25 protein-coding genes are annotated in these 23,149 nt (G+C 64.5%); 14 read left to right on the top strand and 11 right to left on the bottom strand.

Annotated features, from left to right (window positions below; all coding sequences use genetic code 11):
- The first annotated feature begins 2 nt into the window (after positions 1 to 2).
- The 4 genes from VFZ97_16435 to VFZ97_16420 all read left to right on the top strand — a co-directional run bounded on the left by VFZ97_16435 (position 3) and on the right by VFZ97_16420 (position 5,248).
- Complete coding sequence (locus tag VFZ97_16435; protein ID HEX6395022.1) at positions 3 to 1,292, top strand: CBS domain-containing protein; 1,290 nt, start codon at positions 3 to 5, stop codon at positions 1,290 to 1,292.
- Positions 1,293 to 1,295: 3 nt separating this feature from the next.
- On the top strand, positions 1,296 to 3,017 hold the full coding sequence (locus VFZ97_16430) for an NRAMP family divalent metal transporter (protein HEX6395021.1): 1,722 nt from the start codon (positions 1,296 to 1,298) through the stop codon (positions 3,015 to 3,017).
- 60 nt (positions 3,018 to 3,077) lie between these two features.
- On the top strand, positions 3,078 to 3,668 hold the full coding sequence (locus VFZ97_16425) for a TetR/AcrR family transcriptional regulator (protein ID HEX6395020.1): 591 nt from the start codon (positions 3,078 to 3,080) through the stop codon (positions 3,666 to 3,668).
- Positions 3,669 to 3,793: 125 nt separating this feature from the next.
- Positions 3,794 to 5,248 (top strand): wax ester/triacylglycerol synthase family O-acyltransferase, encoded by a 1,455-nt coding sequence (locus tag VFZ97_16420; protein ID HEX6395019.1) that lies wholly within the window; start codon positions 3,794 to 3,796, stop codon positions 5,246 to 5,248.
- A gap of 40 nt (positions 5,249 to 5,288) precedes the next feature.
- Here VFZ97_16420 and VFZ97_16415 read toward each other — a convergent pair whose 3' ends face one another.
- Positions 5,289 to 5,705 (bottom strand): nuclear transport factor 2 family protein, encoded by a 417-nt coding sequence (locus tag VFZ97_16415; protein HEX6395018.1) that lies wholly within the window; start codon positions 5,703 to 5,705, stop codon positions 5,289 to 5,291.
- A gap of 72 nt (positions 5,706 to 5,777) precedes the next feature.
- Here VFZ97_16415 and VFZ97_16410 point away from each other — a divergent pair, with 72 nt between their 5' ends.
- The gene (locus VFZ97_16410) at positions 5,778 to 6,527 is read left to right on the top strand and encodes an HAD family phosphatase (GenBank protein HEX6395017.1); all 750 of its coding nucleotides are present in this window, start codon (positions 5,778 to 5,780) and stop codon (positions 6,525 to 6,527) included.
- 10 nt (positions 6,528 to 6,537) lie between these two features.
- Here VFZ97_16410 and VFZ97_16405 read toward each other — a convergent pair whose 3' ends face one another.
- The gene (locus VFZ97_16405; protein ID HEX6395016.1) at positions 6,538 to 7,257 is read right to left on the bottom strand and encodes an alpha/beta hydrolase; all 720 of its coding nucleotides are present in this window, start codon (positions 7,255 to 7,257) and stop codon (positions 6,538 to 6,540) included.
- Between the two features lie 20 nt (positions 7,258 to 7,277).
- On the opposite strand from VFZ97_16405, the gene VFZ97_16400 reads away from it, so the two are divergent.
- The gene (locus VFZ97_16400; GenBank protein ID HEX6395015.1) at positions 7,278 to 7,778 is read left to right on the top strand and encodes a DUF2505 family protein; all 501 of its coding nucleotides are present in this window, start codon (positions 7,278 to 7,280) and stop codon (positions 7,776 to 7,778) included.
- Here VFZ97_16400 and VFZ97_16395 read toward each other — a convergent pair.
- The 3 genes from VFZ97_16395 to VFZ97_16385 are packed head-to-tail and all read right to left on the bottom strand — an operon-like array spanning position 7,766 to position 9,995.
- Positions 7,766 to 8,134 (bottom strand): ATP-binding protein, encoded by a 369-nt coding sequence (locus tag VFZ97_16395; protein HEX6395014.1) that lies wholly within the window; start codon positions 8,132 to 8,134, stop codon positions 7,766 to 7,768. The two genes, VFZ97_16400 and VFZ97_16395, sit on opposite strands and share 13 nt — an antisense overlap.
- A complete protein-coding gene (locus VFZ97_16390; protein HEX6395013.1) occupies positions 8,131 to 8,445 on the bottom strand; it encodes an STAS domain-containing protein in 315 nt (104 codons plus the stop codon). The genes VFZ97_16395 and VFZ97_16390 overlap by 4 nt, the downstream gene beginning before the upstream one ends.
- Entirely contained in the window at positions 8,433 to 9,995 is a 1,563-nt protein-coding gene (locus tag VFZ97_16385) for a PP2C family protein-serine/threonine phosphatase (GenBank protein ID HEX6395012.1), read from the bottom strand. Before VFZ97_16385 ends, VFZ97_16390 begins: the two co-directional genes overlap by 13 nt.
- A 211-nt stretch (positions 9,996 to 10,206) precedes the next feature.
- Between VFZ97_16385 and VFZ97_16380 the strand changes: the two genes are divergently transcribed.
- From VFZ97_16380 to VFZ97_16355, 6 genes are all read left to right on the top strand, one after another.
- Positions 10,207 to 10,917, top strand: coding sequence for a hypothetical protein (locus VFZ97_16380; protein ID HEX6395011.1), 711 nt, complete (start codon positions 10,207 to 10,209; stop codon positions 10,915 to 10,917).
- Between the two features lie 149 nt (positions 10,918 to 11,066).
- Complete coding sequence (locus VFZ97_16375) at positions 11,067 to 11,264, top strand: hypothetical protein (GenBank protein HEX6395010.1); 198 nt, start codon at positions 11,067 to 11,069, stop codon at positions 11,262 to 11,264.
- A gap of 255 nt (positions 11,265 to 11,519) precedes the next feature.
- Positions 11,520 to 11,912: a metalloregulator ArsR/SmtB family transcription factor gene (locus VFZ97_16370; GenBank protein ID HEX6395009.1), complete on the top strand. Its 393-nt coding sequence runs from the start codon at positions 11,520 to 11,522 to the stop codon at positions 11,910 to 11,912.
- Complete coding sequence (locus VFZ97_16365) at positions 11,909 to 13,141, top strand: permease (GenBank protein HEX6395008.1); 1,233 nt, start codon at positions 11,909 to 11,911, stop codon at positions 13,139 to 13,141. The genes VFZ97_16370 and VFZ97_16365 overlap by 4 nt, the downstream gene beginning before the upstream one ends.
- Before the next feature lie 9 nt (positions 13,142 to 13,150).
- Entirely contained in the window at positions 13,151 to 13,780 is a 630-nt protein-coding gene (locus VFZ97_16360) for a class I SAM-dependent methyltransferase (protein HEX6395007.1), read from the top strand.
- A 33-nt stretch (positions 13,781 to 13,813) separates the two neighbouring features.
- The gene (locus tag VFZ97_16355; GenBank protein ID HEX6395006.1) at positions 13,814 to 14,644 is read left to right on the top strand and encodes an enoyl-CoA hydratase; all 831 of its coding nucleotides are present in this window, start codon (positions 13,814 to 13,816) and stop codon (positions 14,642 to 14,644) included.
- A 48-nt stretch (positions 14,645 to 14,692) separates the two neighbouring features.
- Here the strand turns inward: VFZ97_16355 and glnA (VFZ97_16350) are convergent, their stop codons facing one another.
- Together glnA (VFZ97_16350) and glnII are read right to left on the bottom strand one after the other, a co-directional pair.
- The gene (gene glnA / locus VFZ97_16350; protein HEX6395005.1) at positions 14,693 to 16,123 is read right to left on the bottom strand and encodes a type I glutamate--ammonia ligase; all 1,431 of its coding nucleotides are present in this window, start codon (positions 16,121 to 16,123) and stop codon (positions 14,693 to 14,695) included.
- A 296-nt stretch (positions 16,124 to 16,419) separates the two neighbouring features.
- Positions 16,420 to 17,430 carry a glutamine synthetase GlnII gene (gene glnII / locus VFZ97_16345; GenBank protein ID HEX6395004.1) on the bottom strand — a complete coding sequence of 337 codons (1,011 nt, stop codon included), beginning with the start codon at positions 17,428 to 17,430 and terminating at the stop codon, positions 16,420 to 16,422.
- Between the two features lie 177 nt (positions 17,431 to 17,607).
- Here glnII and glnA (VFZ97_16340) point away from each other — a divergent pair, with 177 nt between their 5' ends.
- Positions 17,608 to 18,954 (top strand): type I glutamate--ammonia ligase, encoded by a 1,347-nt coding sequence (glnA, locus tag VFZ97_16340; protein HEX6395003.1) that lies wholly within the window; start codon positions 17,608 to 17,610, stop codon positions 18,952 to 18,954.
- A gap of 17 nt (positions 18,955 to 18,971) precedes the next feature.
- The gene (locus tag VFZ97_16335) at positions 18,972 to 19,652 is read left to right on the top strand and encodes a response regulator transcription factor (protein HEX6395002.1); all 681 of its coding nucleotides are present in this window, start codon (positions 18,972 to 18,974) and stop codon (positions 19,650 to 19,652) included.
- 4 nt (positions 19,653 to 19,656) lie between these two features.
- Here VFZ97_16335 and VFZ97_16330 read toward each other — a convergent pair whose 3' ends face one another.
- From VFZ97_16330 to VFZ97_16315, 4 genes are all read right to left on the bottom strand, one after another.
- Positions 19,657 to 20,508 carry a hypothetical protein gene (locus tag VFZ97_16330; protein ID HEX6395001.1) on the bottom strand — a complete coding sequence of 284 codons (852 nt, stop codon included), beginning with the start codon at positions 20,506 to 20,508 and terminating at the stop codon, positions 19,657 to 19,659.
- A gap of 56 nt (positions 20,509 to 20,564) precedes the next feature.
- The gene (locus VFZ97_16325) at positions 20,565 to 21,002 is read right to left on the bottom strand and encodes a RidA family protein (GenBank protein HEX6395000.1); all 438 of its coding nucleotides are present in this window, start codon (positions 21,000 to 21,002) and stop codon (positions 20,565 to 20,567) included.
- Positions 20,999 to 22,918 (bottom strand): 2Fe-2S iron-sulfur cluster-binding protein, encoded by a 1,920-nt coding sequence (locus VFZ97_16320; GenBank protein ID HEX6394999.1) that lies wholly within the window; start codon positions 22,916 to 22,918, stop codon positions 20,999 to 21,001. The genes VFZ97_16325 and VFZ97_16320 overlap by 4 nt, the downstream gene beginning before the upstream one ends.
- A gap of 75 nt (positions 22,919 to 22,993) precedes the next feature.
- A partial coding sequence (locus tag VFZ97_16315) for an iron-sulfur cluster assembly accessory protein (protein ID HEX6394998.1) occupies positions 22,994 to 23,149 on the bottom strand: 156 nt, incomplete at its 5' end.

Genomic DNA, 23,149 nt, shown 5'->3' with positions numbered 1-23,149 from the left:
GCGTGAAGCTCTCAGCACTGCTGAAGGGTCACATCCTGTCGCCCACCGGCGAGAGCGTGGGGCGGGTAGACGACGTGATAGTTCGCCTGCGCGGCGGCGAGCTTCCTTTGGTGACCGGGTTGGTCGCGAAAGTGGGCGGCCGCAGGGTCTTCCTGCCGGTCGCCAGGATCAGCGAGTTGGCACCTGGCAACGTTACCCTGGCCGATCCCAACGTGGACCTGCGCAGCTTCGAACGACGGGAGGGCGAGGTCCTCCTGCGCCGCGACATCCTCGGTCACCGGCTGATCGACGTCGCCGAGGCGGAGCTGGTTCGTGCCTGGGACATCGAGTTGACCGAAACAGCCGAGGGATGGGTCCTCACGTGTCTGGACACCCGCCGCCCGGCGCGCTTGTTCGGCATCATCCCTGCCACCGCAGGTCATCCCTGCCAGGACTGGAAGGCGTTCGAACCGCTGATCGGCCATGAAGACAGCGTGCGCGTACGGGCGAGCTTCGGGAGGGTCCGCAAGCTGAAACCTGCTCAGATCGCGGATCTCCTCGAGGACGCGTCACAGAAGGAGGGCGAGGAGATCCTCGACGTCGTGCACACGGATCCGGAGCTCGAGGCCGATGTGTTCGAGGAGCTTGATCCTGATACGGCGAACCGGCTGTTCGAGGACAAGACCGATACCGAGGTGGCCGACGTCATCGCCCATATGCGGGCTGACGACGCGGCAGACGCCATCGCCGACCTTCCTCAACAGAGGCGCGTAAATGTGCTCAACCTGCTGCCTGCGGGTACGCGTACGAAGGTGATGACGCTTCTGAGCTTCAACGCGACCAGCGCCGGCGGAATCATGGGCGTCGATTTCTTGGCGGTGCCATTGAACGCGACCGTCGAGGAGGCCCTCCGGAGGATCAGACGATCGGAAGGACTTCAGCCGGAGGCTCTCGTCACGGTCCACGCTGTCGACGAACACGACTGTCTTGCCGGAACGGCGACAGTCATAGGGCTCTTGCAGGTCGAACCCGATACTCCTTTGACGGACATCGTCGACGCGGACCCGGTGCGGGTTATGGCTGACGCAGACGTCGTAGACGTGGCGATCCTGATGGCCGATTACAACCTCATGACGGTTCCGGTGGTCGACATGGAAGGCCACATGGTGGGGGTTATCACAGTCGACGACATCCTGGAGGCGACGATCCCAGATGACTGGAGACGTCGAGAACCTCCGACACATCCAGAGCCGGTGCTGACGGAGCGGGATTTGGCCGCTACGGAGCAGGAGAGCCTGGAGCCTCGGGGTTAAGCCGTGACGGACCGTCTAGCCGCCAGCGGCGCCAAGGGCCCCGGGGCGGCGGGAGAGTCACGCCCCGAGGAAGCGCCGGAGGAGACGCCGGAGACCGGCCGGTACCTCCGAGCCAGGCCGTCCGCCGTGCTCGACGAAGCGCACCTGGGAGACATCCAGGGCGCCTTCGGGAAAATTTCGGTCACCGATGTAGGCGAGCGCCGCACCTTGCGGCAGCGACTCCTCACCCTGGCGGCGATCGTTGGGCCCGGGATCATCGTCATGGTGGGCGACAACGACGCCGGAGGCGTCTCTACCTACGCCCAAGCGGGCCAGAACTACAACACCACCCTGCTTTGGACTCTGCTCCTGCTCATTCCGGTTCTTGTGGTGAATCAGGAGATGGTCGTCCGGCTCGGCGCGGTGACCGGCGTCGGTCACGCCCGGCTCATCAACGAGCGTTTTGGGCGGGGCTGGGGCTGGTTCAGCGTCGGCGACCTCTTTGTCCTCAACTTCTTGACCATCGTCACCGAGTTCATCGGCATCTCGCTCGCCGCAAGCTATGCGGGCATCTCGCACTACATAGCCGTCCCCTTCGCGGCTGTCGCGCTTGTAGCGATCATGGCCAGCGGGAGCTTCAGCCGGTGGGAACGCTCGATGTTCGTTTTCATCGCGATCAGCCTCATCCAGGTCCCCATGTTCTTTCTTTCGAAACCGCACTGGGGCACGATCGCCCATGACTTCGTGGTCCCCGGCATACACGGCGGTGTCACGTCGGCTGCTGTCCTGTTGATCATTGCGATCGTCGGGACCACCGTCGCACCGTGGCAGCTCTTCTTCCAACAATCGAACATCGTCGACAAACGAATCACCCCTCGGTTCATCTCGTACGAGCGGGCGGACACGGTCATCGGCTCGTTGGTCGTGGTGGGCGGAGCCGCCGCAATCATGGTGACCGCCAATTACGCGGCCACCGGAACCTCCGGGTTCGGAAACTTCACCGACGCACTTGGTGTGGCCCATCTCCTCTCACACAGGAGCGGCGTCCTCGGTGGGCTGTTCGCCGTCCTCCTGTTCGACGCGAGCGTCATCGGCGCAGCGGCGGTCACCCTGTCGACCAGTTACGCGTTCGGTGACGTCTTCGGCATCCGCCATTCTCTTCACCGCCGCTTCGGGGAAGCCAAGCAGTTCTATTTGAGTTACGCCGCGATGGTCGGGGTGGCCGCCGGGATAGTGCTCATCCCCGGTGCGCCTTTGGGGTTGATCACCACCTCGGTGCAGGCCCTCGCAGGCCTGCTCTTGCCGTCGGCGAGCGTCTTCCTCCTGCTGCTTTGCAACGATCCGGAGGTGCTGGGCCCGTGGATCAACCCGGGGTGGTTGAACGCGGTCGCGTCACTGATCGTCGGGACTCTGCTGGTGCTGTCCGGGACGCTCATGGCGACCACGTTGTTCTCTCACATCAATGTCACCGCCGTTCTCGTCGTGTTGTCCGCCACGCTTGGGGTCGCCGGCGCTGGCGCCTTCCTGTGGCTGAGAATGGCCGCGCGCCGTTCTGGCCGGCGCCGCCCGCCAACTCCGGTCATGAGCCCATCCGAGAAGATGTCCTGGCGGATGCCCCCGCTCACTTTGCTCAAGCCCGTTCGGTGGTCTCCCGGCCTCAGGATCGGCATCCTCTCGCTGCGGGCATACCTGGTGCTCAGCGCCGTCCTTCTCCTTGTCAAAGCGGTGCAACTGGGGAGCCACTGACGCTCCGAATTGACCGAATGCCCCTTGACTCTTTACGAAAGGGTTTCGTATAATCACGACATGGTCACCGAGGGCAGCCGCCGCCGCCTCGACCGGGCAGCTGTGTTGTCGGCAGCAGAGACGCTTGTCGACAGGCAGGGGTCGGAGGCTCTGACCATGACCGCGCTGGCCAAGGCCGTCGGCGTCAAGGTGTCGTCGCTGTACAACCACGTCCCCAGCCTTGACGCACTCAGAGGCGAACTCCAGAACCGCACGATGCGGGAACTCGGAACGCTCCTCCGGAACGAGGCCATGGGCAAGACAGGTGAGCGGGGGCTCCGGGCGCTGGCCCACATCCTTAGGGAGTACGCCCGCACCCACCCTGGACGCTACGGCTTGGCAATGAGCCAACCGCACGACCCCGAAGGGTTCACCGACGCCAGCGCCGATGCCATCGCTGCCTTCGCCGCGATCATCAAGTCGTACGGCATTGACGACGTATCACTCGACTTCCAGGTGAGCGCGTTTTCAGCTCTCCATGGCGTGATAGTGCTCGAAAATGCTGGTTTTCTCACCGGTTCGCTCGACGGCGATCGAACCTTCGAAATAGTCCTCGGACTGGTGGTGGGGCTCCTCGATGCCTCAGCAGCGCCCGAGGCACTGGCTGGCTGATATTCCGGGTCTTCTCATCTGAGGAGACCGCATTCATCGACAGGATTCATCGACAGGATTCATCGACAGGCGCTCGCTGGGGCTAGCGCCACTTAATAGCTACTTAAAGAGAAGGAGTTCTTCCATTGAAGCGACTCGGTGGTACTGATGCGCTGTTTCTCTCTCTCGAGACGCCCAGCTGGCACCAGCACGTCGGCGGCCTGAGCATCATCGACCCGCAGGACCGGACCATAACCTTCGACGAGTTCGTAATGAAGGTGGCCGACCGAATTCCGTACGCCCCTAAGTTCACCTGGAAGCTGAAGGAGACACCGTTCGGTCTCGACCGTCCTATGTGGGTTGACGACGACCGATTCGACGTGCGGCGCCACCTGAGGCGGATCGGGCTACCGTCACCCGGGGGCGCGAAGGAGCTGGGCGAAGTGGTCGGCACCTTGATGAGCTCGCAGCTCGATCGGCGGTGGCCGCTTTGGGAGATGTGGTTCATCGAGGGAATCGCCGGCGGAAAGATCGCCGTTTTCCTCAAATATCACCACTGCCTGCTGGACGGGGTCGCCGGAGCGAGCCTCGCGACCGTGCTGCTGGACATCGAACCGGACGCGACCGCACCCCTGGCTCCGCTGCCGTCGCCCGAGGAAAGCAAAGCCGGTCCCGAACCCGGGGATGCGGAGCTGATCGGCCGGACGTTGATGGCCCAGCCGAGCAGGCCGTTGCACTTGACGCGCTACTTCACCGGACTTCTGGGCAAGGGAGTCGCAGCTATCAACAGCATCCGGTCCGATCAGGAGAATCGCGCCATCCTTCGCGCACCTGTCACGCCGTTCAACGCGCCGATAGGCCCACGTCGCGAGCTTGCCTTCGCGTCGGTATCGATGTCCGACGTCCATGCCCTGAAGGTCCAGCACGAAGCCAAGGTGAACGACGTCGTTCTGGCTATAGCCGCCGGCGCGTTGCGGCGTTACCTCGAAAAGCACGACAAGCTCCCCGACAGCCCGCTCGTCACGGCCGTGCCTGTCTCGACCCGGCCCCAGGGGGACACGTCTCTCGACAACCAGATCAGCAACATGTTCGTGTCGCTCGCTACAGACGTCGCCGATCCGATCGAACGCCTGAAGGCGATCAGAAGGTCAACTCAAAGCGCGAAGGCCATGCGCAACGCCATAGGCGCCCGGGAGATCCAGTCGATCGGCGAGGTCGCGTCGCCTCTGATACTCGGAACGGCGATCCGCACCATATACCGCACGTCGCTGATGTCGCGCATTCCACTCCGCGTCAACACCGTGGTTTCGAATGTGCCAGGACCGAACATTCCGCTCTACATGTGCGGCGGCAAGGTCGTAGCGGTCTTCCCAAGCTCGGTGATCCTCGAAGGCATGGGACTCAACGTGACCGTGTTCAGCTACCTCGACCGCGTTGACTTCGGAATCCACGTCGACCCCGACCTGGTTCCAGACGTCTGGGTTCTGGCCGGTGAGGTCCCGTCCGCGCTCGCAGAGATGATGGAGGCTTCCGGGCTCGGCTCGCCCACGGCGGTCGAGATGCCGATACCAGGCGAGGCTGGTGTGGCCATCAGCCAGTGAGCCTGTACATCCGAGGGCCTCTCGATGCGTGTAATCCGGCCTAGAGAGGCGGGATCCAGCGTCCGCCTATGCGCATCGCGTCGGGGTCGCCGCCCCGATCGATTATCGACCGCTCATGAGCTCCATAGAAGCGGATGTCGCTGACCCCGTCGCTGGTGTGACGGAGAAACATGGCCCTCGGAACTCTCTCCACCAGGAGCCAGTTCCTCAGCTCGTAGCTGGCTTCCATCTCCGCGATCCAGGTGTCACCCTCATGCCACTCGGAGATCACCTTGTGCGAAGTCGATCTGAGCCCGCCAAAGAAGTCTGCCAGTACGGTCCTTACGTGGTCGCGGCCGGCAACACGTTGTCCGTCCACCAACATCATGCGGCAGTCATCCGTAAGCGTCGCAACCGCCCCGTCCACGTCGAGGCGGTCGACCGCCGAAAGGATCCGTTCGATCGGAGACTGGTCCACCGACGCAGATCCTATTTTGGAAGGGCCGGTTATGCGTAGGGCGGCCCGCCCAAGGTTCGCGATAATCCAGCAGTGATCGACGCGGTGATCTTCGATCTCGACGGGGTCATCATGGACTCCGAGCAACTCTGGGATCAGGCACGCCGCGAGACGGTTGAGGAGCACCAAGGGATCTGGCCCGAAGGGGCGACCCAAGCAATGCAGGGGATGAGCTCGAAAGAGTGGGCCGCCTACCTCAGGGATCGAGCCCGCGTCGACCTCTCGACAGACGAGATCGTTGCGGGAGTGCTCCAGAAGCTCCTGGCGTCCTATCGAGGTGGGCTTCCGTTGATTCCCGGTGCGGTCGAGGCAGTTCAGAGAATCTCGCAGACGTGGCCGCTCGGTCTCGCCTCGTCCTCCAACCGGGAGGTCATCGACACGGTGCTCGAGCTGTCGGGTCTGGTCGATCGTTTCGCGGCAACGGTGTCCTCCGAGGAGGTGCCGAGGGGGAAGCCAGCCCCTGACGTCTACGTCGAGGCGGCACGGCGGCTGGGGGTCCCGCCCTCGAAATGCTCCGCCGTGGAGGACTCGGCGAACGGCATCCGGTCCGCGTCTACAGCGACCACATGCGTGGTCGCCGTCCCGAACCCGCATTACCCACCCGACGGGCAGGCGCTCTCGAGAGCCGACCTCGTCTTGTCCAGCCTGGACGAGCTGACAGCCGAGGCGATCGCAATGGCCGACAGGCTTCGCAACGCACGCAAGGAAGACCAAATTGATGAAGCTGAGGTCGAGTCCTTCCCCGCCTCGGACCCTCACTCGGACTGGGCAGGTCCGCCGTGATCACGAAGGATCAGCTGAACACCTTGAGATTCAGTTGATACAGGTGGGTGGCGAACAGTTCGGGATCGTCGAACATCCAGTCGTGGTCCACAACCTGCCCGCACGCGACGGTGAAGGTTGCGTTCAGCTGACGTGCGAACTCCTGTCCATCCTGACGAGTCAGCAGGCTGTCCCTGCTGGCCCACATCACATGGCAGGGAACTTTTTCGGCCGCCAACATATGAATGTACGGCTCCCGGTCGCTGGCGAATCCCCACATCGCGGACGCAAGCATCTGCGCGGGATGGCCGACGATCGACCGAATGAAGGCGGAAGCAGCCGGCGGGGTCGCCATGGCCAGGATGCGTGCCGGGTGGCGCAGCGCCTCTTGCGCCAAGCCAAATCGCTCCTTGACTCCAAGGGTGTCGGCGAACACGCATTCCATGACCCGGTCCTTCATGTCGCAGGCAAGCTCGAGCTCTAGCCCACCGCCGAAGGAGTGGCCGAGAAGGCTGAACTTGTCAACTTCCAGGTAGTCCAGCGTCATTCGAAGCTGGGTCAAGGCGCGACGGGAGGTCCAGGGACCTTCGAGTTCAAATATCGCCGGGATGATGACGCGTGCCCGATCCGACAGGATTCGCGCGAGGGGCAGGTAGGTCTCGGGCTTCATTCCGAATCCGTGCAGCAGCACCAGCGGGTTGCCCTGACCGATCGAAACGCTGGGCAGCGTGCGGGAAGGCTCGGCGTTCATAATCCGGCCAGACTAGATGTATGCGATTCGAGGCCGAGCACCGGTTTCACGGAACCCGGGATGCCGTCGCCGCTTTACTCTCCGATCCGGAGTTCTACATCAACCTGCGTCTACCGGATTTGGGGCAGCCGGTTCTCCTCGACCACCAGGTGAACGGGCCTCGAGCGGAGATGACGCTGCGATACGAGTTCGTCGGCAGTCTCGACCCGATGGCGCGTCGCCTGCTCGGCAGCAACCGACTCGCTTGGATCCAGCAGATTTCTGTAGATCAGTCGGCTGGATCGGGATCGCTCAACTTCAAAGCTCAGGCGGACCCGAAGCGTTTGCACGGGGTAGCTGAGTTCCGCCTCTCGAGTCAGGGCGGCTTGACTGTTCGCACCCTCTCGGGTGAGCTCAATGTCGCCGTTCCTCTCATCGGGCCGGCCGCGGAGCGAAAGATCGTCCCGGGCCTGCTGCGCCGCCTGGACATCGAAGCCGAAGCCGTCGATCGAAGGCTCGTGGGCGAGGATCAAATCCGGTAGGTGAACCAAACTCGCTTGCCGGGATGCGCTGGGCCGGTTTCCACGCCCCACTGATGAGAAAGGCTATCGACGATCTTCAGGCCTCTCCCGGTTGGGTCGGTCGGGCCGGGAGAGCGCACCCTCGGCGTGCCGGGTCCAACGTCGGTGACCTCCACGCGTACCTCCTGCGGCCGGACGTCGATCACGAGGTCGAAAGGCGTACCGCCGTGGCGCACGCAGTTCGTGGCGAGCTCCGAAACCATCAGTTGAATTGCGTATACGTCGTCGGGATCGAAACCGTCCAGAACGTCAGCTACGTGATGCCGGGCGGCCGGAATGGCCTGCGCCCGCGGGCGGTAGCGCCGAACCGATCTCATGGCTCCATGACCAGGACATCGGCGAGTCCGGTCATCTCGATGACAGTCCTTACCGGAACCGAAGGGGCCAGGATACGTACGGGAACGCCGGTCTTCGTGGTCGAGATCAGCAACGCGATCGCACTGGTGTCCATGAAGGTGATTCCCGAGAGATCGAACTTCAGCGTCTCCGGGCGACTGGCGAGCTGGGAATCGACCTCCGAGCGCAACCGGTCAATGTTCGAAGCGTCCAACTCGCCGCCGACCGTTATCACCGGGCCCGCTGGTGTATCCGTGGTGGAGACGCTCAGAGGCGCGTTTAGGTCGTCCATCGCACACCAAGGATCGCTGCGTCGTCATCCGTGCCCTCACGGGTGAGCTCCTCGACAACCGACGTGATCATCGCGTCGAGTGACAGATGCTGGTTGCTCCGGGCAACTACGCCGAGGCGACCGAGGCCGACGTCGATGGACTCGCCCTTGCGCTCGATCAGGCCGTCGGTGAACCCGAGCAGAGTCGCCCTCGGCGGAACGTGGATCGTGGCAACCCGGTAAACGGGGTGCTCTGTGACACCTATGGGCGGCCCGACGTCCTCGACGATGAACCTCGAGGAACTCCCGTCGAGAACCAGGAACGGAAGGTGCCCAGCGTTGGCAACGACCACTTCGTGGCGATCCGCTCGGATCAGGCCGCATAGGGCCGTCGCGAAGTGCCCGCTGTCCTCGATGTGTAGCAGCGAGGAAAGCTTCCGAAGAACCTCGTCGGGCGGGTCGCCCTGGTCGGCGTATGCCAACATCGCGAAGCGAAGCCGCGCCATCACAGCCGCGGCCCGGACGCCCCGCCCGGACACGTCACCAATAGCGAAGAAGACGCTGCCGTCGCCGAGGGGAACAAGGTCGTACCAGTCGCCGCCAATCTCGACGCCCATGGTTCCCGGCTCGTAGCGACACCCCGCCTCGAGACCTTCGAGTTGAGGCAGCGACTCAGGAAGAAGGGCTTGCTCCAGCGTGAGCGCGATCGAGCGCTGTTCCGCGTAGAGCGCTCTCGCTTCGGCGGCGGCCACGTCGAGCGCGCCGGCGAGGTCCTCAGCGCGACGCCGACGGCGCTGCAGGGTCTCCGCGGCTAGAGCCGCTCCGGCAGCAAACACGACTCCCGCGCCGGCGATGATCCACGGCAGGTCCGCCGCGAGGGCGCCACCCAAAGTACCGCGCGGAGAAAAGACGAGGGTCAGCGCACTGTCGCCGAACGGCACCACGACCTTCGAGTGCGTGGACTTGGTGAGCGGCTGTGTCGAATCGGTTGTCAACAGGTTGGCGGCCTCAGTGCCGTTGCCCAGGTAGATCGCGTAGTGCAACTCCGAGAAGGCTGCGTTGCGGGCTATCGTCGCTCGGCGGTCGGCCGGAAGCGCCGCCTCCGCGTAAGCGGCGAACGGTCCTCGGTTGGCGAAGTGGTACTCATACCCGAGCCGTCGCGACGGTCCCTCCAGCAAGTCGGTCACGCCGAGAGTCGAGGTGCGGCTGACGCGACTGAAGAAATCCTCCGCTCGACCGGGCTTGTCCGCCAGCATCGGGCTGGCACCGACGACGGCCAGCGGCCCGGCTGTCGGTTCGTCGAGGCGCCAAAGCGATGCTGACACGAAGGGCGCTTGCTTGCCGACGAACGACTGGATGAACTCGGTGAAGTCGTTCCGGTTGCCCCCCGTCGCATCCGCCAGCTCCGCTGCCGCGGCCAGAGGCGTCTGGACGCTTGGCACCGCGGCGTTGATTACTTGCGCGGCTTCCTTGGCGTGGGAAGCAAGGAGCCGGGATTCGTTGTCTTGAAATGAGCGCCACGAGGCCCAAGTGAGGAGCCCCACTACCACGAGGCCTGTCAGGAAAATCACCAGGGCCACGGTCCGACCGGGGCGCGCCTTGTCTGCCACGACCGCTGCCGATGTTGACTCGTCGGCTTCGTCCGATCGGACTTTCGGCGGCGCGTCAGATTGTGGACTGACTACTTCTTCTGATTCTTCTGACAGAGCCCCCCTCGGCACGCCGGGAGTCTAAGCCCTGTCACTTGTCGCAAGGAGATTGCTTCCATCAGACTCTGCCCGCATGGGCACCCTGCTGCTGCACGAAACTCACAGCGTCATCGGCCGTCACGAGGATGATTTCGAAGAGGCATACCGAGGATCCGGGGGCTACATCGAAAAGCTCGCCTCGACCGATGACGCCCGCCTTCTCTGGTACCTCGACCACGTGCATGGCACTGGCGCGGCGTACAACGTGATCACCATCACGGCCCTCCGCGACGCCGAAGCATGGCGCCGGCTGGCCGACCGAATCCACGACGGCGACTTGAGGGACTGGGCAGGCAAGGTTGACCGGCTTCGACATGACTCGACGTCCAAACTCCTCAGGCCGCTTCCGTGGTCCGGCCTGCAGGAGATCGACTTGACATCGGTTCCGGTCGAGCCCGTCTCCCATGACCTCGTCCTTTACATGGAGGACACCGCATATCCCCACGAGGGAATGGTTCACGACTACATCACCAAGGCCGGCAACCAGTACGCGCCGAGCCTTCGACGGCCCAACCCGCTCCTCGAGATGGTCGGGGCGTTTCAGCCGTCGTTCGGTACCGGCCGGCGTCGCGAGATCGTGCTCTGGCAGCGCGTGGTCGACAACCAGGCTCTGCTGGCCCTGTTCACCACCGCAGTCCCGGCCAAGTTCAAGGCTCCCGGCACTTGGATGCACGACGCGCTCGAGGTCCGAGACCAGTGGACCAGCCGTCTCCTGCGCACCTCCAGCTGGTCGCCGTTCTCATAAGGAGAACTCGCGACCGTTGTCCTGGCTCTGCGCTCGGTAGGGATTCGTCGGGTTTGGGCCGTTAGCGACCGTTGGCGCTCGACAGTCCCAATGCGGCCTATATATCCTCCTCTGGGGCGTTCGCGCTGGGGCCCTAGGGGAGGAAGACGATGAAGCGTCGAGTTCTGGTAGCGGTGACAGCCGCGACGGTTGGCGGCGGGTTGTACCTGCTGATGCCCGGTGCGAGCGCGAAGCCTCACGCGGCAACGACCGCGCCGCCAGCATGCGTCGTCGTCAACGGGCCCGGCGGGCTGCACATCCAGGTCGGGTACGCCCCCAACGGGCCGGCCGACTGCCACCAGCTCTAGGGGAGTTCTCGGCCCGCCTAGCGTGCCCGCCTCCGCGCCGATCGCGTTTCGGAGGGAGGCCAGAGGGGTTTCGGCACCCCGATTGACCATCAGGTTGACGCTGTATCTTGCGACCTGGGTAGAGAAAGGGAACTATAGTTCCTTAAGTCTACCCAGTAGACATGAAATTCCGCCGGTGGCGCCGCCGGCGGGTCTAGCAGGAGCCTGTGGCATATTCTCCGCACATCCGTGAGAATATGCGGATATGCTGGCGACGTGAGCTCGCTAGACCACGACCATCCCGTCGACGCCCAGGCTGTAGAAGTTACCCGGGACGCGTTGATATCCCCCGACGACGCGGGCCGGCTAGCTGGCCTGCTCGGACTGCTGGCCGATCCGGTTCGCTCACGGATCCTCTTCGCGCTCTCCGGCGTCGAGCGACTCTGCGTCGGGGATATAGCGCTCGCGCTGGACATAAGCGAGGACGCAGCCTCCTACGCCCTCCGGATGCTCCGCACCGCCGGCCTCGTGACGTTCCGCAAAGAGGGACGACTCGTCTTCTACTCGCTGGCGCCTGGCTTCCCGCATCGGTTGTTGGAGCATTGCCTGCGTGACTTGCTCAACATTGCGGCGCCGTCGGCTCCTGACGAACCTCCTGACGAACCATGAGCGCCATCCACGCGATCGGCCACGCGCTCGGGATAGCCGGTTCGATGACGTGGGAGGTCCTCTGGGCTCTCATCCTCGGTTTCGGACTGTCCGCGGTCGTGCAAGCGGTCATCCGGCGAGGCACGGTCGTACGGTTGCTCGGCAGCGACCAGCCGAAGAGCATCGCAACTGCGACGGCCTTTGGGGCTGCATCGTCCTCGTGCTCCTACGCGGCCGTCGCGCTCGCTCGAGCCCTGTTCCGCAAGGGGGCGAGTTTCACGTCGGCGATGGCGTTCGAGATCGCCTCGACCAATCTGGTCATCGAACTCGGCATCATCCTCGCACTTCTGATCGGCTGGCAGTTCACCCTCGCCGAGTTCGTAGGCGGACCCATCATGATCGTCCTGGTGGCCTTGGCGTTTCGCTTGTTCCTCCGCCAACGCCTGCTCGACGAAGCACACACGCAGGCCGATCGGGCGCTGGCGGGGTCTATGGAGGGTCACGCCGCCATGGACATGTCCATACGGGGGGACGCAAGTTTCGGGAAGCGGCTGCTTTCAGCCAACGGTGCCACTTCGGTGTCGCACATCTTCGTTATGGAATGGGCAGCCGTCTTGCGAGACATCGTCATCGGGCTTCTCATCGCCGGAGCCGTCGCCGCATGGGTACCAAACGATTTCTGGCGTCACCTCTTCTTCACGTCGAACTCAGCGGTGGCGAAAGCCTGGGGGCCCCTGATCGGCCCGATCGTGAGCCTGCTGAGTTTCGTGTGCTCGATCGGGAACGTCCCACTCGCTGCCGTCTTATGGAACGGTGGGATCAGCTTCGGTGGTGTGGTTGCCTTCATCTTCGCGGACCTGCTGATCATCCCGATCCTGGCCATCTACCGGAAGTACTACGGCACCCGGATGATGCTGTTCATACTTGCCGTCTTCTACGCGACGATGGCCTTGGCCGGTTACGCGATCGAGTTCCTGTTCGACGCAGCGGGGCTTGTGCCGACTGCGCGTCACGCCAAGGTCATCGAGGCTTCTATCCACTGGAACTACACCACGGTGCTGAACATCGTGTTCCTATTGCTCGCCGCAGCCCTCGTCTTTCGATTCGTTCGCACCGGTGGGATCCCTATGTTGCGCATGATGGGCGGCGGCCCCGACGACGAGCACGAACATCACCACGGTGATCACGGCCATGATCACCATGATCACCACGCGCACCGGCATCCTGAGCAGACGCACACCAGCCACTGAGCCAGCGCGATGACTCAGCGGGACCTATGGGACTATTACGAATGTCGAGTTGCCCAGGGGGTTCCCGGACTCGCGAACGCGGTCAGCTACTGGCAGGGACTCGGGGTGGAGGTGTCGGAGCAAGAGATCGCTTCGGAGGCCCACGACGTCGAACGCGTCCTCGCCTCACTCCCACCTGTCTCGTTCCTGGAGGTCGGCGCGGGACCCGGCACCTTCACCGACCTATTACCCGGATGGGGCGTCGCACTCGACCAAAGCCAATCGGCGCTTCTGACAATCCGTCGTAGATGCCCGACGGTCCCTGCCGTTCGCGCCGATGCTATGCATCTGCCGGTGCACGACCGATCGATCTCTCGGGTGTTCGCCACCCACATATACGGCCTCTTGGAACCGGACAGCAGAGCCACATTGCTGAACGAGGCAAAACGACTCTCTTCAGAGCTCGTCATTCTCGATGCCGGACGGCCCGAGGGAGTCCCCGCGGAACACTGGCAGCACCGCACTTTGCCGGATGGAAGCCAATGGCACATCTTCCGCCGACATTTCGATCCTCAGGTCCTCGCTGACGAAGTAGGAGGAGAGATCCTGTTCGGTGGACGCTTCTACGTGATCGTCGCTGAAGGGTTCCGCTCGGCGTAACCAGTTGCCTTCTGGCGCTAACTTGGCCTGCTCATGGCCGACTTCCTCCTGATCGAACGACCGCGTCCCGACGTGACGTTGGTGACCCTCAACAGGCCCGAGCGCATGAACGCGATGGCCTTCGACGTGATGATCCCGTTTCGCGAGGCGCTCGAGGACATCAACCTTGACAATTCCACGAGGGTCGTGGTCGTAACGGGTGCCGGTCGAGGTTTCTGCTCAGGGGCGGATCTCGTCGATTCTGGTCGGATCCCGAACATCGATGGGTTGACCGTTCCATCGATCTCGTTGCGGGCAATGGAGTTGCTCGACGACGTGATCCTCACGATTCGCAAGATGCACCAGCCCGTGATCGGCGCCATCAACGGAGCCGCCATCGGTGGTGGGTTCTGCCTGTCGCTCGCGTTCGATATCCGTGTCGCCTCGCACGGTGCTTATTTCCGAGCGGCCGGGATCAACAACGGGCTGTCGTCGTCGGAACTCGGTTTGAGCTACCTGCTCCCTCGGGCAATCGGATCCTCGCGCGCATTCGAGATCATGCTCACGGGACGGGACGTGGACGCCATCGAGGCCGAGCGGATCGGGCTCGTTTCACAGGTGGTCCCTGGCGACCAGCTACTAAAGGTGTGCTACGAGATGGCAGCCCGGATCTCCGGTTGGAGCCGGGTGGGCGTCGAGCTAACGAAGCGGGTGCTTTGGGCTGGCCTCGACTCAGCAAGCCTTGAATCTCACATGCGCCATGAAGGGATCTCCCAGCTCTACGTCCGCAACCTCACCGGAAACTTCGAGGAGATGATCCGCGCGCGACGCGAAGGCAGGACGCCCATCTACCTGGACGACCCTAGCCAGAAGTCTCCATCCTGACGCCCATCCGAGAAGCGCCTAGGGCCCAACAACTACAAGGCTTTTTGCCTAGATGTCGTAGTAGAGCATGAACTCCCAAGGATGCGGGCGGAGCCGGACGGGATCGATTTCGTGCTCACGCTTGTACGAGATCCAGGTCTCGATCAGGTCGTCGGTGAAGACGCCGCCGGCGCGGAGGAAGTCGTTGTCGGTCTCTAACGCGCGTAGCGAGTCCTCGAGCGATCCCGGAACGGTCGGGACCTGGGCGAGCTCCTCGGGGGGAAGGTCGTAAAGGTCCTTGTCCACCGGATCGGGCGGCTCGATCTTGTTCAGAACCCCGTCCACCCCGGCCATGAGGATCGCCGAGAAAGCGAGGTACGGATTGCACGAGGGGTCGGGGCACCGGAACTCGACCCTCTTGGCCTTCGGGCTCTTCGAGTAGAGAGGTATGCGGCAGGCCGCCGAACGGTTCCGCTGGCTGTAAACCAGGTTGACCGGCGCCTCGTATCCGGGAACCAACCGCTTGTAGCTGTTGGTGGTCGGGGCGGCGAACGCAAGGATCGCCGGCGCGTGGGCCAACAACCCGCCGATGTACCAACGGCCCAGATCGGAAAGTCCGGCGTACCCGAGCTCCGAGTAGAACAGCGGCTCCCCGCCCTTCCACAGCGACGAGTGCACGTGCATGCCCGAGCCGTTGTCGGCGAAGATCGGCTTCGGCATGAAGGTCGCGGACAGGCCGTGGGAGCGAGCGACGCTCTTGACCACGTACTTGTAGAGCATCAGCTTGTCCGCCATCGCCGAAAGCGTGTCGAACCGCATGTCGATTTCGGCCTGGCCGGCGGTGCCGACCTCGTGATGCTGGATCTCGATCTCGATGCCGAGCTTCTCCATGGTCAGGATCATCTCGGAGCGAAGGTCCTGGAAGTGATCCATCGGGGGGACCGGGAAGTAACCCTCCTTGTATCGCGGCTTGAAGCCCAGGTTCGGTCCTTCGTCCTTACCGGAGTTCCAGATGCCCTCGACGGAATCGATGTGGTAATAGCCCTCGTGGGAGTTCTGATCGAATCGGATGTCGTTGAAGATGAAGAACTCGGCCTCGGGTCCGAAGTAAGCGGTATCGGCGATGCCGGTAGAGACGAGGTAGTCCTCGGCCTTCCTGGCCACGTAGCGGGGGTCGCGTGAGTAGGACTCCCCGGTGACGGGGTCACGGACGAAACAATTCAGGTTCAGCGTCCTGTGAGTGCGGAAGGGGTCGATGACCGCGGTATTCGGATCCGGGACCAGGAGCATGTCGGACTCCTGGATCTCCTGGAATCCACGGATCGACGAGCCGTCGAACCCAGACCCCTCTTCGAAGCTGTCCAGCGTCAGTTCGTGCGCCGGCAAGGAGTAGTGCTGCATGAGACCCGGCAGGTCGGAGAAGCGATAGTCGACGATCTCGATGCCCTCGGACTGAACCAGGCTCAGGACCTCTTCCGGCGTGCGCTTGGCGAAACCCATCCGATAACAACCCCCGTTGAGGAGAACGGGCGGTGGCCCTCGCCACCGCCGGACCGCAGTCTTGCAGAAGGAGCGTCTGGCCCGCGACTCCGGCGTGGCGGCCCTCGCCGGCCTGAGGTCAGATCGGCTCCCAGGCCTGCACGGAACTCAGCAGCGCCTTTTGTGGAATGTCAAGGTCGAGTCGGATGCTTTTGTGGCAGGGTGCCCGAAGGAAATTCGTACAGTTCATTCCACAAAACGGCCGATCTCGACGCTCAGGTGCCAAATAATTCGATCACGACGATCGCGTCCGCGCCCTACGCCAAGGCGGCGCAGCAGGTGCCGACGATCAACTTGGTGACCAGGTACGGGTCCATGTTGGCGTTCGGGCGGCGGTCCTCGATGTAGCCCTTGCCGTCCTTCTCCACCTGCCACGGGATCCGGACCGACGCGCCGCGGTCTGACACCCCGTAGGTGAACTCGGTGTAGTGCGCGGTTTCGTGATGGCCCGTAAGGCGGTCCTCGATGCCGTGCCCATAACCGGCGATGTGCTCGTCGGGATTGCTGCCGAGAGCCTCGGCCGCGGTGATGACCGCCTGGTAAGAGTCGCGCATCTTGTTGGTCGAGAAGTTGGTGTGGCATCCGGCTCCGTTCCAGTCGCCGCGAACCGGCTTGGGATCCAGGGTGACCGATATGTCGAAGTCCTCACCCAGACGGTGGAGGATCCATCTCGCGATCCACAGTTGGTCCGACACCTCGATCGGTCCGAGCGGGCCGACCTGGAACTCCCACTGTCCCGGCATGACCTCGGCGTTGATGCCGGAGATGCTCAGGCCGGCCTTGAGGCACGTGTCGAGGTGCGCCTCGACCAGTGGACGGCCATAGATGTCGTCCGCTCCGACACCGCAGTAATAGGGACCCTGCGGCGCCGGGTATCCACCGTGGTCCGGGAAGCCGAGGGGCCTGCTCCCCTTGAAAAGGGTGTACTCCTGCTCGATCCCGAACAGCGGTTCCTGCTCGGCGTACTTGGCGACCAGATCAACGAGCGAGGCTCGCGTGTTGGTCGGGTGGGGCGTGAGGTCGGTAAGCAGAACCTCGGCCAGCACGAGGATGTGGTCGCCACCCCGGATCGGGTCGGGACATGAGAACACCGGCTTCAGGACGCAGTCGGAAGCCTTGCCCGGGGCCTGGTTGGTACTCGAACCGTCGAACCCCCAGATCGGCAGAGTGTCGACGGGGCCGCCCTCGCTCAGGACCTTGGTCTTCGAGCGCAGCAGCGCCGTCGGCTCCGTGCCGTCGATCCAGATGTACTCGGCCTTGATGCTCACGTAGGTGCTCCTATGGCTGTGACTGATTCGTCGCCCGGAGTCCGGGCCTTCGGGGGCGACATCATTGCACGGGCTGGTCAAGGCACGTTTTCGGAAATGTGAACGCTGTGTGACAACCGGAGAAGCCACGGGCAGCCCTAGCGAATACGGTCCCTGGCGCCACCTAACCTTGTGGTCGTGGAACGCCAGCAGGACTACGTGTTGCGCACCGTGGAAGAGCGGGGAGTCCGCTTCATCCAGATGTGGTTTACCGACGTGCTCGGGACGCCGAAGTCATTCCAGATCACGCCTGCCGAGCTCGAGAATGCCCTCGAGGAGGGGATGACCTTCGACGGCTCGACGATCGACGGGTTCAGCCGGGTGCAGGAAAGCGACGTCCTGGCGATGCCGGACGCGAAGACCTTCCAGCTGCTGCCGTACCTCACTGACGGCGCCCCGGTGGCTCGCGTGGTGTGCGACGTCGTCAACCTGGACGGGACCCCGTTCGAAGGCGACCCGCGTCACGTGCTGAGGAGGTCTCTCGAGCGCGCAAGGAGCCTGGGGTTTTCGTTCTTCGTCGCCCCGGAGCTGGAGTACTTCTACTTCGCCCCTCCGGCTGGCTCGATCAGCGACGGGTCGGTACCGGTGCCTCTCGACAGAGGCTCCTATTTCGACCTCACGACGAACAACCTCGCCGCGGAGCTGCGCCGCGAGACGGTTCTCACGCTGGAGGACATGGGGATACCGGTCGAATACAGCCAGCACGAGGACGCTCCCAGCCAGCACGAGATCGACCTGCGCTACACCGACGCGTTGACGATGGCAGACACGGTGATGACCGTCCGGATGGTCGTCAAGGAGATCGCCGCCCGGCACGGGGTGATGGCGACGTTCATGCCCAAACCTCTCCATGGGGTGCAGGGTTCTGGCATGCACACCCACATGTCTCTCTTCGACGGGGACTCCAACGCCTTCTACGACGACTCAGACGAGTACAACCTGTCTTCGGTCGCGCGAAGGTTCATCGCCGGCGTGCTCACCCACGCCAGGGAGCTGACCGCGGTGACCAACCAGTGGGTCAACTCTTACAAGCGGCTGATCGTCGGCTACGAGGCGCCCGTGTACATCTCCTGGGCCCGGAACAACCGCTCTGCGCTGGTGCGCGTGCCCCCCACCAAGAAGGGCAAACGGGACTCGACTCGCATCGAGTACAGGGCACCCGACTCGGCGGCCAACCCCTACTTGGCGTTTGCCGCCGTGCTGTCTGCCGGTCTCCTTGGGATCGAGAAGAGCTACGAACTACCACCAGAGGCCGCGGCCAACCTCTACGAGCTGTCGCCGGCGCAACGGATGGCGGAGGATATAGAGGCGCTCCCGGGATCGTTGTCCGAAGCGGTCGACGCGCTCGAACGGTCGGAGCTCATGGCGGAGGTCCTCGGAGAGCACGTGTTCGAGTGGTTCGTCCGCAACAAGAGGGCCGAGTGGGCTGATTACAAGGCCGAGGTCACGGCGTTCGAACTTCGCCGGTATCTCACCTCGCTGTAAGGGGAAGAGGCCGGAACGTGGAGCCGCTACTCATTTTTCCCGATCCTGCTCCGCCGCTACTCGCGCAGGCTCTCGATCTCGGCGGTTATACGTGGAAGTCGGTCGCCTCTCCTCAGGTGGCGGAGCGCAACGAACCGGATGACGGGTGGTCGGGGGCGATCGTCTGCGCCGACGCCGACCCCGAGGGAGCGTTCGCCATGTGCCGCAGTCTGCGCAAGCGGGACATTCCGTTGGCGCCGTTGCTGCTCATTGCGTCGGTGTCGCAGCTTCAGGAGCTGAACCTGCGCGAGGACCTCTTCGACGATTTCTGCGTCGCGCCTTGGCAGGGACAGGAGCTCGACACCCGGTTGGGGCATCTTTTCTGGCGGACTGGGAGAGGCACACGGCCGGAGCTGGTGGAGTACGGCCCACTGGTATTGAACCTCGAGACCTATCAGGCGGCGCTATCCGGCAAACCGCTCGACCTGACCTACATGGAGTACGAGCTGCTGAAGTTCCTCGCCACCCACCCCGGCAAGGTGTTCACCCGCGAGACGCTCCTGTCGCGGGTGTGGGGCTACGAGTACTACGGCGGGGCACGGACCGTGGACGTGCACATCCGTCGGCTGCGGGCCAAGCTCGGCGATGAGCAGGCGAACCTGATCTCGACGGTCCGGTCAGTCGGGTACCGCTTCGGTCAGAGCCGCTGGGGTTCGTGAGCTCTCAGTCCCGGGTGCGGGTCAAGACGTACCGGCCGCTTCGGGTCATCGACGTCGCCTCGTAGCCGGCATCGATCGCGCGCCCGAGGGTGCCGCGGAGCGCGGAAAGCCACTCACGCGCGAGTTTCGGGTTCGTCTGCCGAAGACCGTGGGTATCGGGCGGGACCTGGCACAGCAACGTCTCCGGTGGGTTTTGGAGCCAGGACGACTCGGCCAGTTCCGGCCGCCCGGACTCGTCCTCGGCCAGTATCAACAGCGTTTCATTGTCCGGTTCCAGTTCCGGCGGCTCGCTGGTGGGCGACGGACCCGAGTTCACGTCCCAGCGGGCGAGGCACCGGTCGGTGTAGTCCCAACGGTTGACAGGGTCGTTGAGATAACCGAAGAAGTCCGGGTGGTAGGCGACGGCCTTGGCGCCCACCTTGACGGTCGCGAACCATCCGTTGCGCCGAACCAATGGGTCGAACATCCAGGTGATCTCGTCGATCGCACGTTCGGATGCCCACACGCGCTGATGCGACATGAGAGCGAAGCCGACACCGGAGCCCTGCGCAGGGCTGAGGACTCCCATGATGTGCAGGTGGCAGGTCCGCCGCCCGAGCCCCGCCGACATGACCGCCACCGACGCTCCGATGAGCTGGTCGTGGGCCCAGGCGCCGGCGACGTAGTTGTCGGTGAGGGCGAGGCTTCGAAGCAGGGGAACGGTGACGCCGCCGGGTCCCCACACCCGCTCGAACAGCGTCTCCGCCTCCGCCATCTCCCCCAGATCCCGGAAGAGGCGGATCTGCACCCCGGCCGTTAAGGCGGCCTCCCCCGCCGATTGGCGGACCGCCGGGTCGGCCGACGCGGCGCCACTCATGTCTCTAATACCGCACCTTTTCGTTCGACCGCCTTGCTACTCCTGTCCTGCCGGGCTCATTTTTGATACGCCCACGCCTCGATCTCCACTGAGGCACCCATGGGAAGCGCGGCAACCGCGAAGGCCGATCGGGCGGGGCGGTGGCTGGGGAAGGCACGGACATACGCATCATTCATTGCCGGGTAATCACCGATGTCGGCAAGGAACACTGTTGTCTTGACGACTCTTTCGAGCGAGGAGCCGGCGCCGGCGAGGAGGGCGGAGATGTTTTCGATTGCCTGTGCGACCTGCGCTGTTATTCCGTCGGCGAGGACGCCGTCCTTCTGGCCGATCTGACCGCTGCAGATCAGCCAGTCGCCCGCCTGAACGATCGGAGTGTAAGGACCGAGCGGCTTGGGGCTGGCCGGGTCGGACGATGGGATGGGCGGGTCGGAAGGTGGCGTGGCAGCCGGGTCGGAGAATGGGGTGGGCGAGTCGGAAGGTGGCGGGGTCAATTGGTCCTCCCTCTGCGTGTGGGCCAGCGCGACGGTAGGCCCTGCGCGATCCAGGTCGCCGCAGCGACGGCTGCGAATACCGCGTCCGACCCGTTGACCGGTTCGGCGGGCGGCGCCGTGGATTCTGGGGCGACGATCTCGACTCGGATGGAGGGCGTGTCCCGGGCTCTGAGGATGCCGAAAGACCGGATCGTCAGATCGGTGGGCACGCCGTCCTCGCCCACTGCAATGCCCTCGGAACAGACCCATCCGAGTGCCATGTGCGCCGCCCCCGTCGCGAACGAACGCAGGGTCACCTCGTCTAGGGGCGGGCCGCATGAGACGGCGACTGTGACGGCCGAGGGCCACCCGCCGGCGTCGACCGAGACTTCGGCGCTGGCGCCGGCGCCGTTCGGGGCGAGTACCGCGGCGGAGGCCTCTGCGGGAGCGCCGGCCGGCACCCGACCCTCTCGGAGTGCGTCGGCGGCGGCGATCAGGATCGCCGCCTCGGCCCATCCGGACGCCCTTAGTTTGGTCGAGACTCGAGGGCCGTGGAGTGAGGTTTCCTCGAGTTTGAGGTGGGGCGCGAAAGTGCTGATGGCGCTGGAGATGTGGGCGAAGTCGGTGGCCGCGGCCGGCGCTTCGTGCAGGCCGGCCTGGGTTGTGGCCGCGATCCTCATCACTCCGCTCCCATCGGCTAACAACCCGGCCGCGATCGGCGGGCGCTTGGGACCGAGCCGCACGGAGTCCTCTCGGGACAGGATCACCCGAACCGGTCGGCCGTGGATGTCGGCCAGCTTCCGCGCCGCGGCCGGGGCGATCGAGTCGAGCTTTCCTCCGAAAGCCCCGCCGTTGGCTACCGAGCTCGCCGGTGCGCCTCCTGGCTCGCACCAGGAGGAGTCGAGTTCGAGGTAGGCCGGTTCGACCCACGTGGTCTGCAAGGTGATGTCCCACTCTCCTGCTCCTGGTGGGACGTCGATAGGGTAGGTGAGCGCTAGGCCGCTCCGGCGCCCCTGGATCCTCCCCGACGCGGCCCGGGCCTCCTCGAGTGTCTCGCCCACAGCCCACCCGCCCGCGATGTCGGGGACCGCGACGAGGCAACCGGGCGGCGCGTTGTCGTCGGCGAAACCGCCGGCGCCCACGATCACGTGGCGGCCGGCGTGTTGGGGTACGCCTCCCTCGAGCGCGGCCCGCAGCTCGGCGGGCGAAGGGGAGGGAGGGGGGGAGGAGGGCGAAGGGGTCGAGCGGGGCGAGGAGGGCGAAGGGGTCGAGCGGGGCGAGGAGGGAGAAGGGGTCGAGCGGGGCGAGGGGGCAGAAGGGGTCGAGCGGGGCGAGGAGGGCAAGGGGGCAGTAGGGGTCGCCACCGGGTCAGCCTCCGCGGCGTTTGGGCGTGAGTTTTGCGTTTGGGTGTGAGAAAGCGCGCTGGACTGCTCGTTTTTACGCCCAAACGCCAACGCGGCGACCCGGTCGGCCCCGCCGGCGCCACCCGCACCCAGTGACCCTTGGTCGCACGCGGCATCGACGATCGTCCGCCACCCCGTGCACCGGCAGAGGTGGGCGAGAAGGGCCGTCTCGACTTTCTCCCGGTCCGGTGAAGACCCGAGTGCGGCGAGCCGGCAGAGAATCCCGGGCGTGCAGAAGCCGCACTGGCTGGCGCCGTGCCGGACGAACGCGTCCACCAGCCGGCGCTGGACCTCGGGCTCCAGGCCGGCGGCGGTCACGACCGACCGGCCGGCCACGCGCCGCACCGGCGTTACGCAGGCAACCCGGGGGGACCCGTCGACGAGCACGGTGCAGCAACCGCACTGGCCCTGCGGGCTGCAACCATCCTTGACCGGCTCGCGAACACCGAGATCCTCCCGCAGAGCGCTGAGCAGCGACACGTCGTCGCGCGGAGCCTCGACGGGACGGCCGTCCAGGGTGAAGTGGACGCTCAGGTCACACCCACTTGCGTGGGACGGGCTGGTCTGGGTGTTGGGCGGAGCCGTGCGAGGCGACGGCTCCGAAGCCGGTCAGCTGAAGGAGTTGCCGCAGCCGCAGGTCCGGCTGGCGTTGGGGTTGTTGATGCTGAACCCGGCTTCCTGTAGGCCATCCTTGAAGTCCAAGGTGGCGCCCTGGAGCAGGCTGGCGCTGGTCGGGTCGACGATGACCCGTACCGACCCGAAGGC

This window comes from Acidimicrobiales bacterium, from assembly GCA_036378675.1.
GTDB lineage: Bacteria > Actinomycetota > Acidimicrobiia > Acidimicrobiales > Palsa-688 > DASUWA01.
Note: the sequence above shows the minus strand (reverse complement) of the source record. Positions and strands in the feature narration are given on the sequence as shown.

What these genes read in the sequence shown, in the direction of transcription:
- VFZ97_16365 (HEX6395008.1), top strand. Translation starts at nt 11,909, where the DNA reads ATGAGCGCCATCCACGCGATCGGCCACGCGCTCGGGATAGCCGGTTCG.
- VFZ97_16380 (HEX6395011.1), top strand. Translation starts at nt 10,207, where the DNA reads ATGGGCACCCTGCTGCTGCACGAAACTCACAGCGTCATCGGCCGTCAC.
- VFZ97_16360 (HEX6395007.1), top strand. Translation starts at nt 13,151, where the DNA reads ATGACTCAGCGGGACCTATGGGACTATTACGAATGTCGAGTTGCCCAG.
- VFZ97_16400 (HEX6395015.1), top strand. Translation starts at nt 7,278, where the DNA reads ATGCGATTCGAGGCCGAGCACCGGTTTCACGGAACCCGGGATGCCGTC.
- VFZ97_16405 (HEX6395016.1), bottom strand. Translation starts at nt 7,257, where the DNA reads ATGAACGCCGAGCCTTCCCGCACGCTGCCCAGCGTTTCGATCGGTCAG.
- VFZ97_16425 (HEX6395020.1), top strand. Translation starts at nt 3,078, where the DNA reads ATGGTCACCGAGGGCAGCCGCCGCCGCCTCGACCGGGCAGCTGTGTTG.
- VFZ97_16390 (HEX6395013.1), bottom strand. Translation starts at nt 8,445, where the DNA reads ATGGACGACCTAAACGCGCCTCTGAGCGTCTCCACCACGGATACACCA.
- VFZ97_16395 (HEX6395014.1), bottom strand. Translation starts at nt 8,134, where the DNA reads ATGAGATCGGTTCGGCGCTACCGCCCGCGGGCGCAGGCCATTCCGGCC.
- VFZ97_16375 (HEX6395010.1), top strand. Translation starts at nt 11,067, where the DNA reads ATGAAGCGTCGAGTTCTGGTAGCGGTGACAGCCGCGACGGTTGGCGGC.
- VFZ97_16355 (HEX6395006.1), top strand. Translation starts at nt 13,814, where the DNA reads ATGGCCGACTTCCTCCTGATCGAACGACCGCGTCCCGACGTGACGTTG.
- VFZ97_16330 (HEX6395001.1), bottom strand. Translation starts at nt 20,508, where the DNA reads ATGAGTGGCGCCGCGTCGGCCGACCCGGCGGTCCGCCAATCGGCGGGG.
- glnA (HEX6395005.1), bottom strand. Translation starts at nt 16,123, where the DNA reads ATGGGTTTCGCCAAGCGCACGCCGGAAGAGGTCCTGAGCCTGGTTCAG.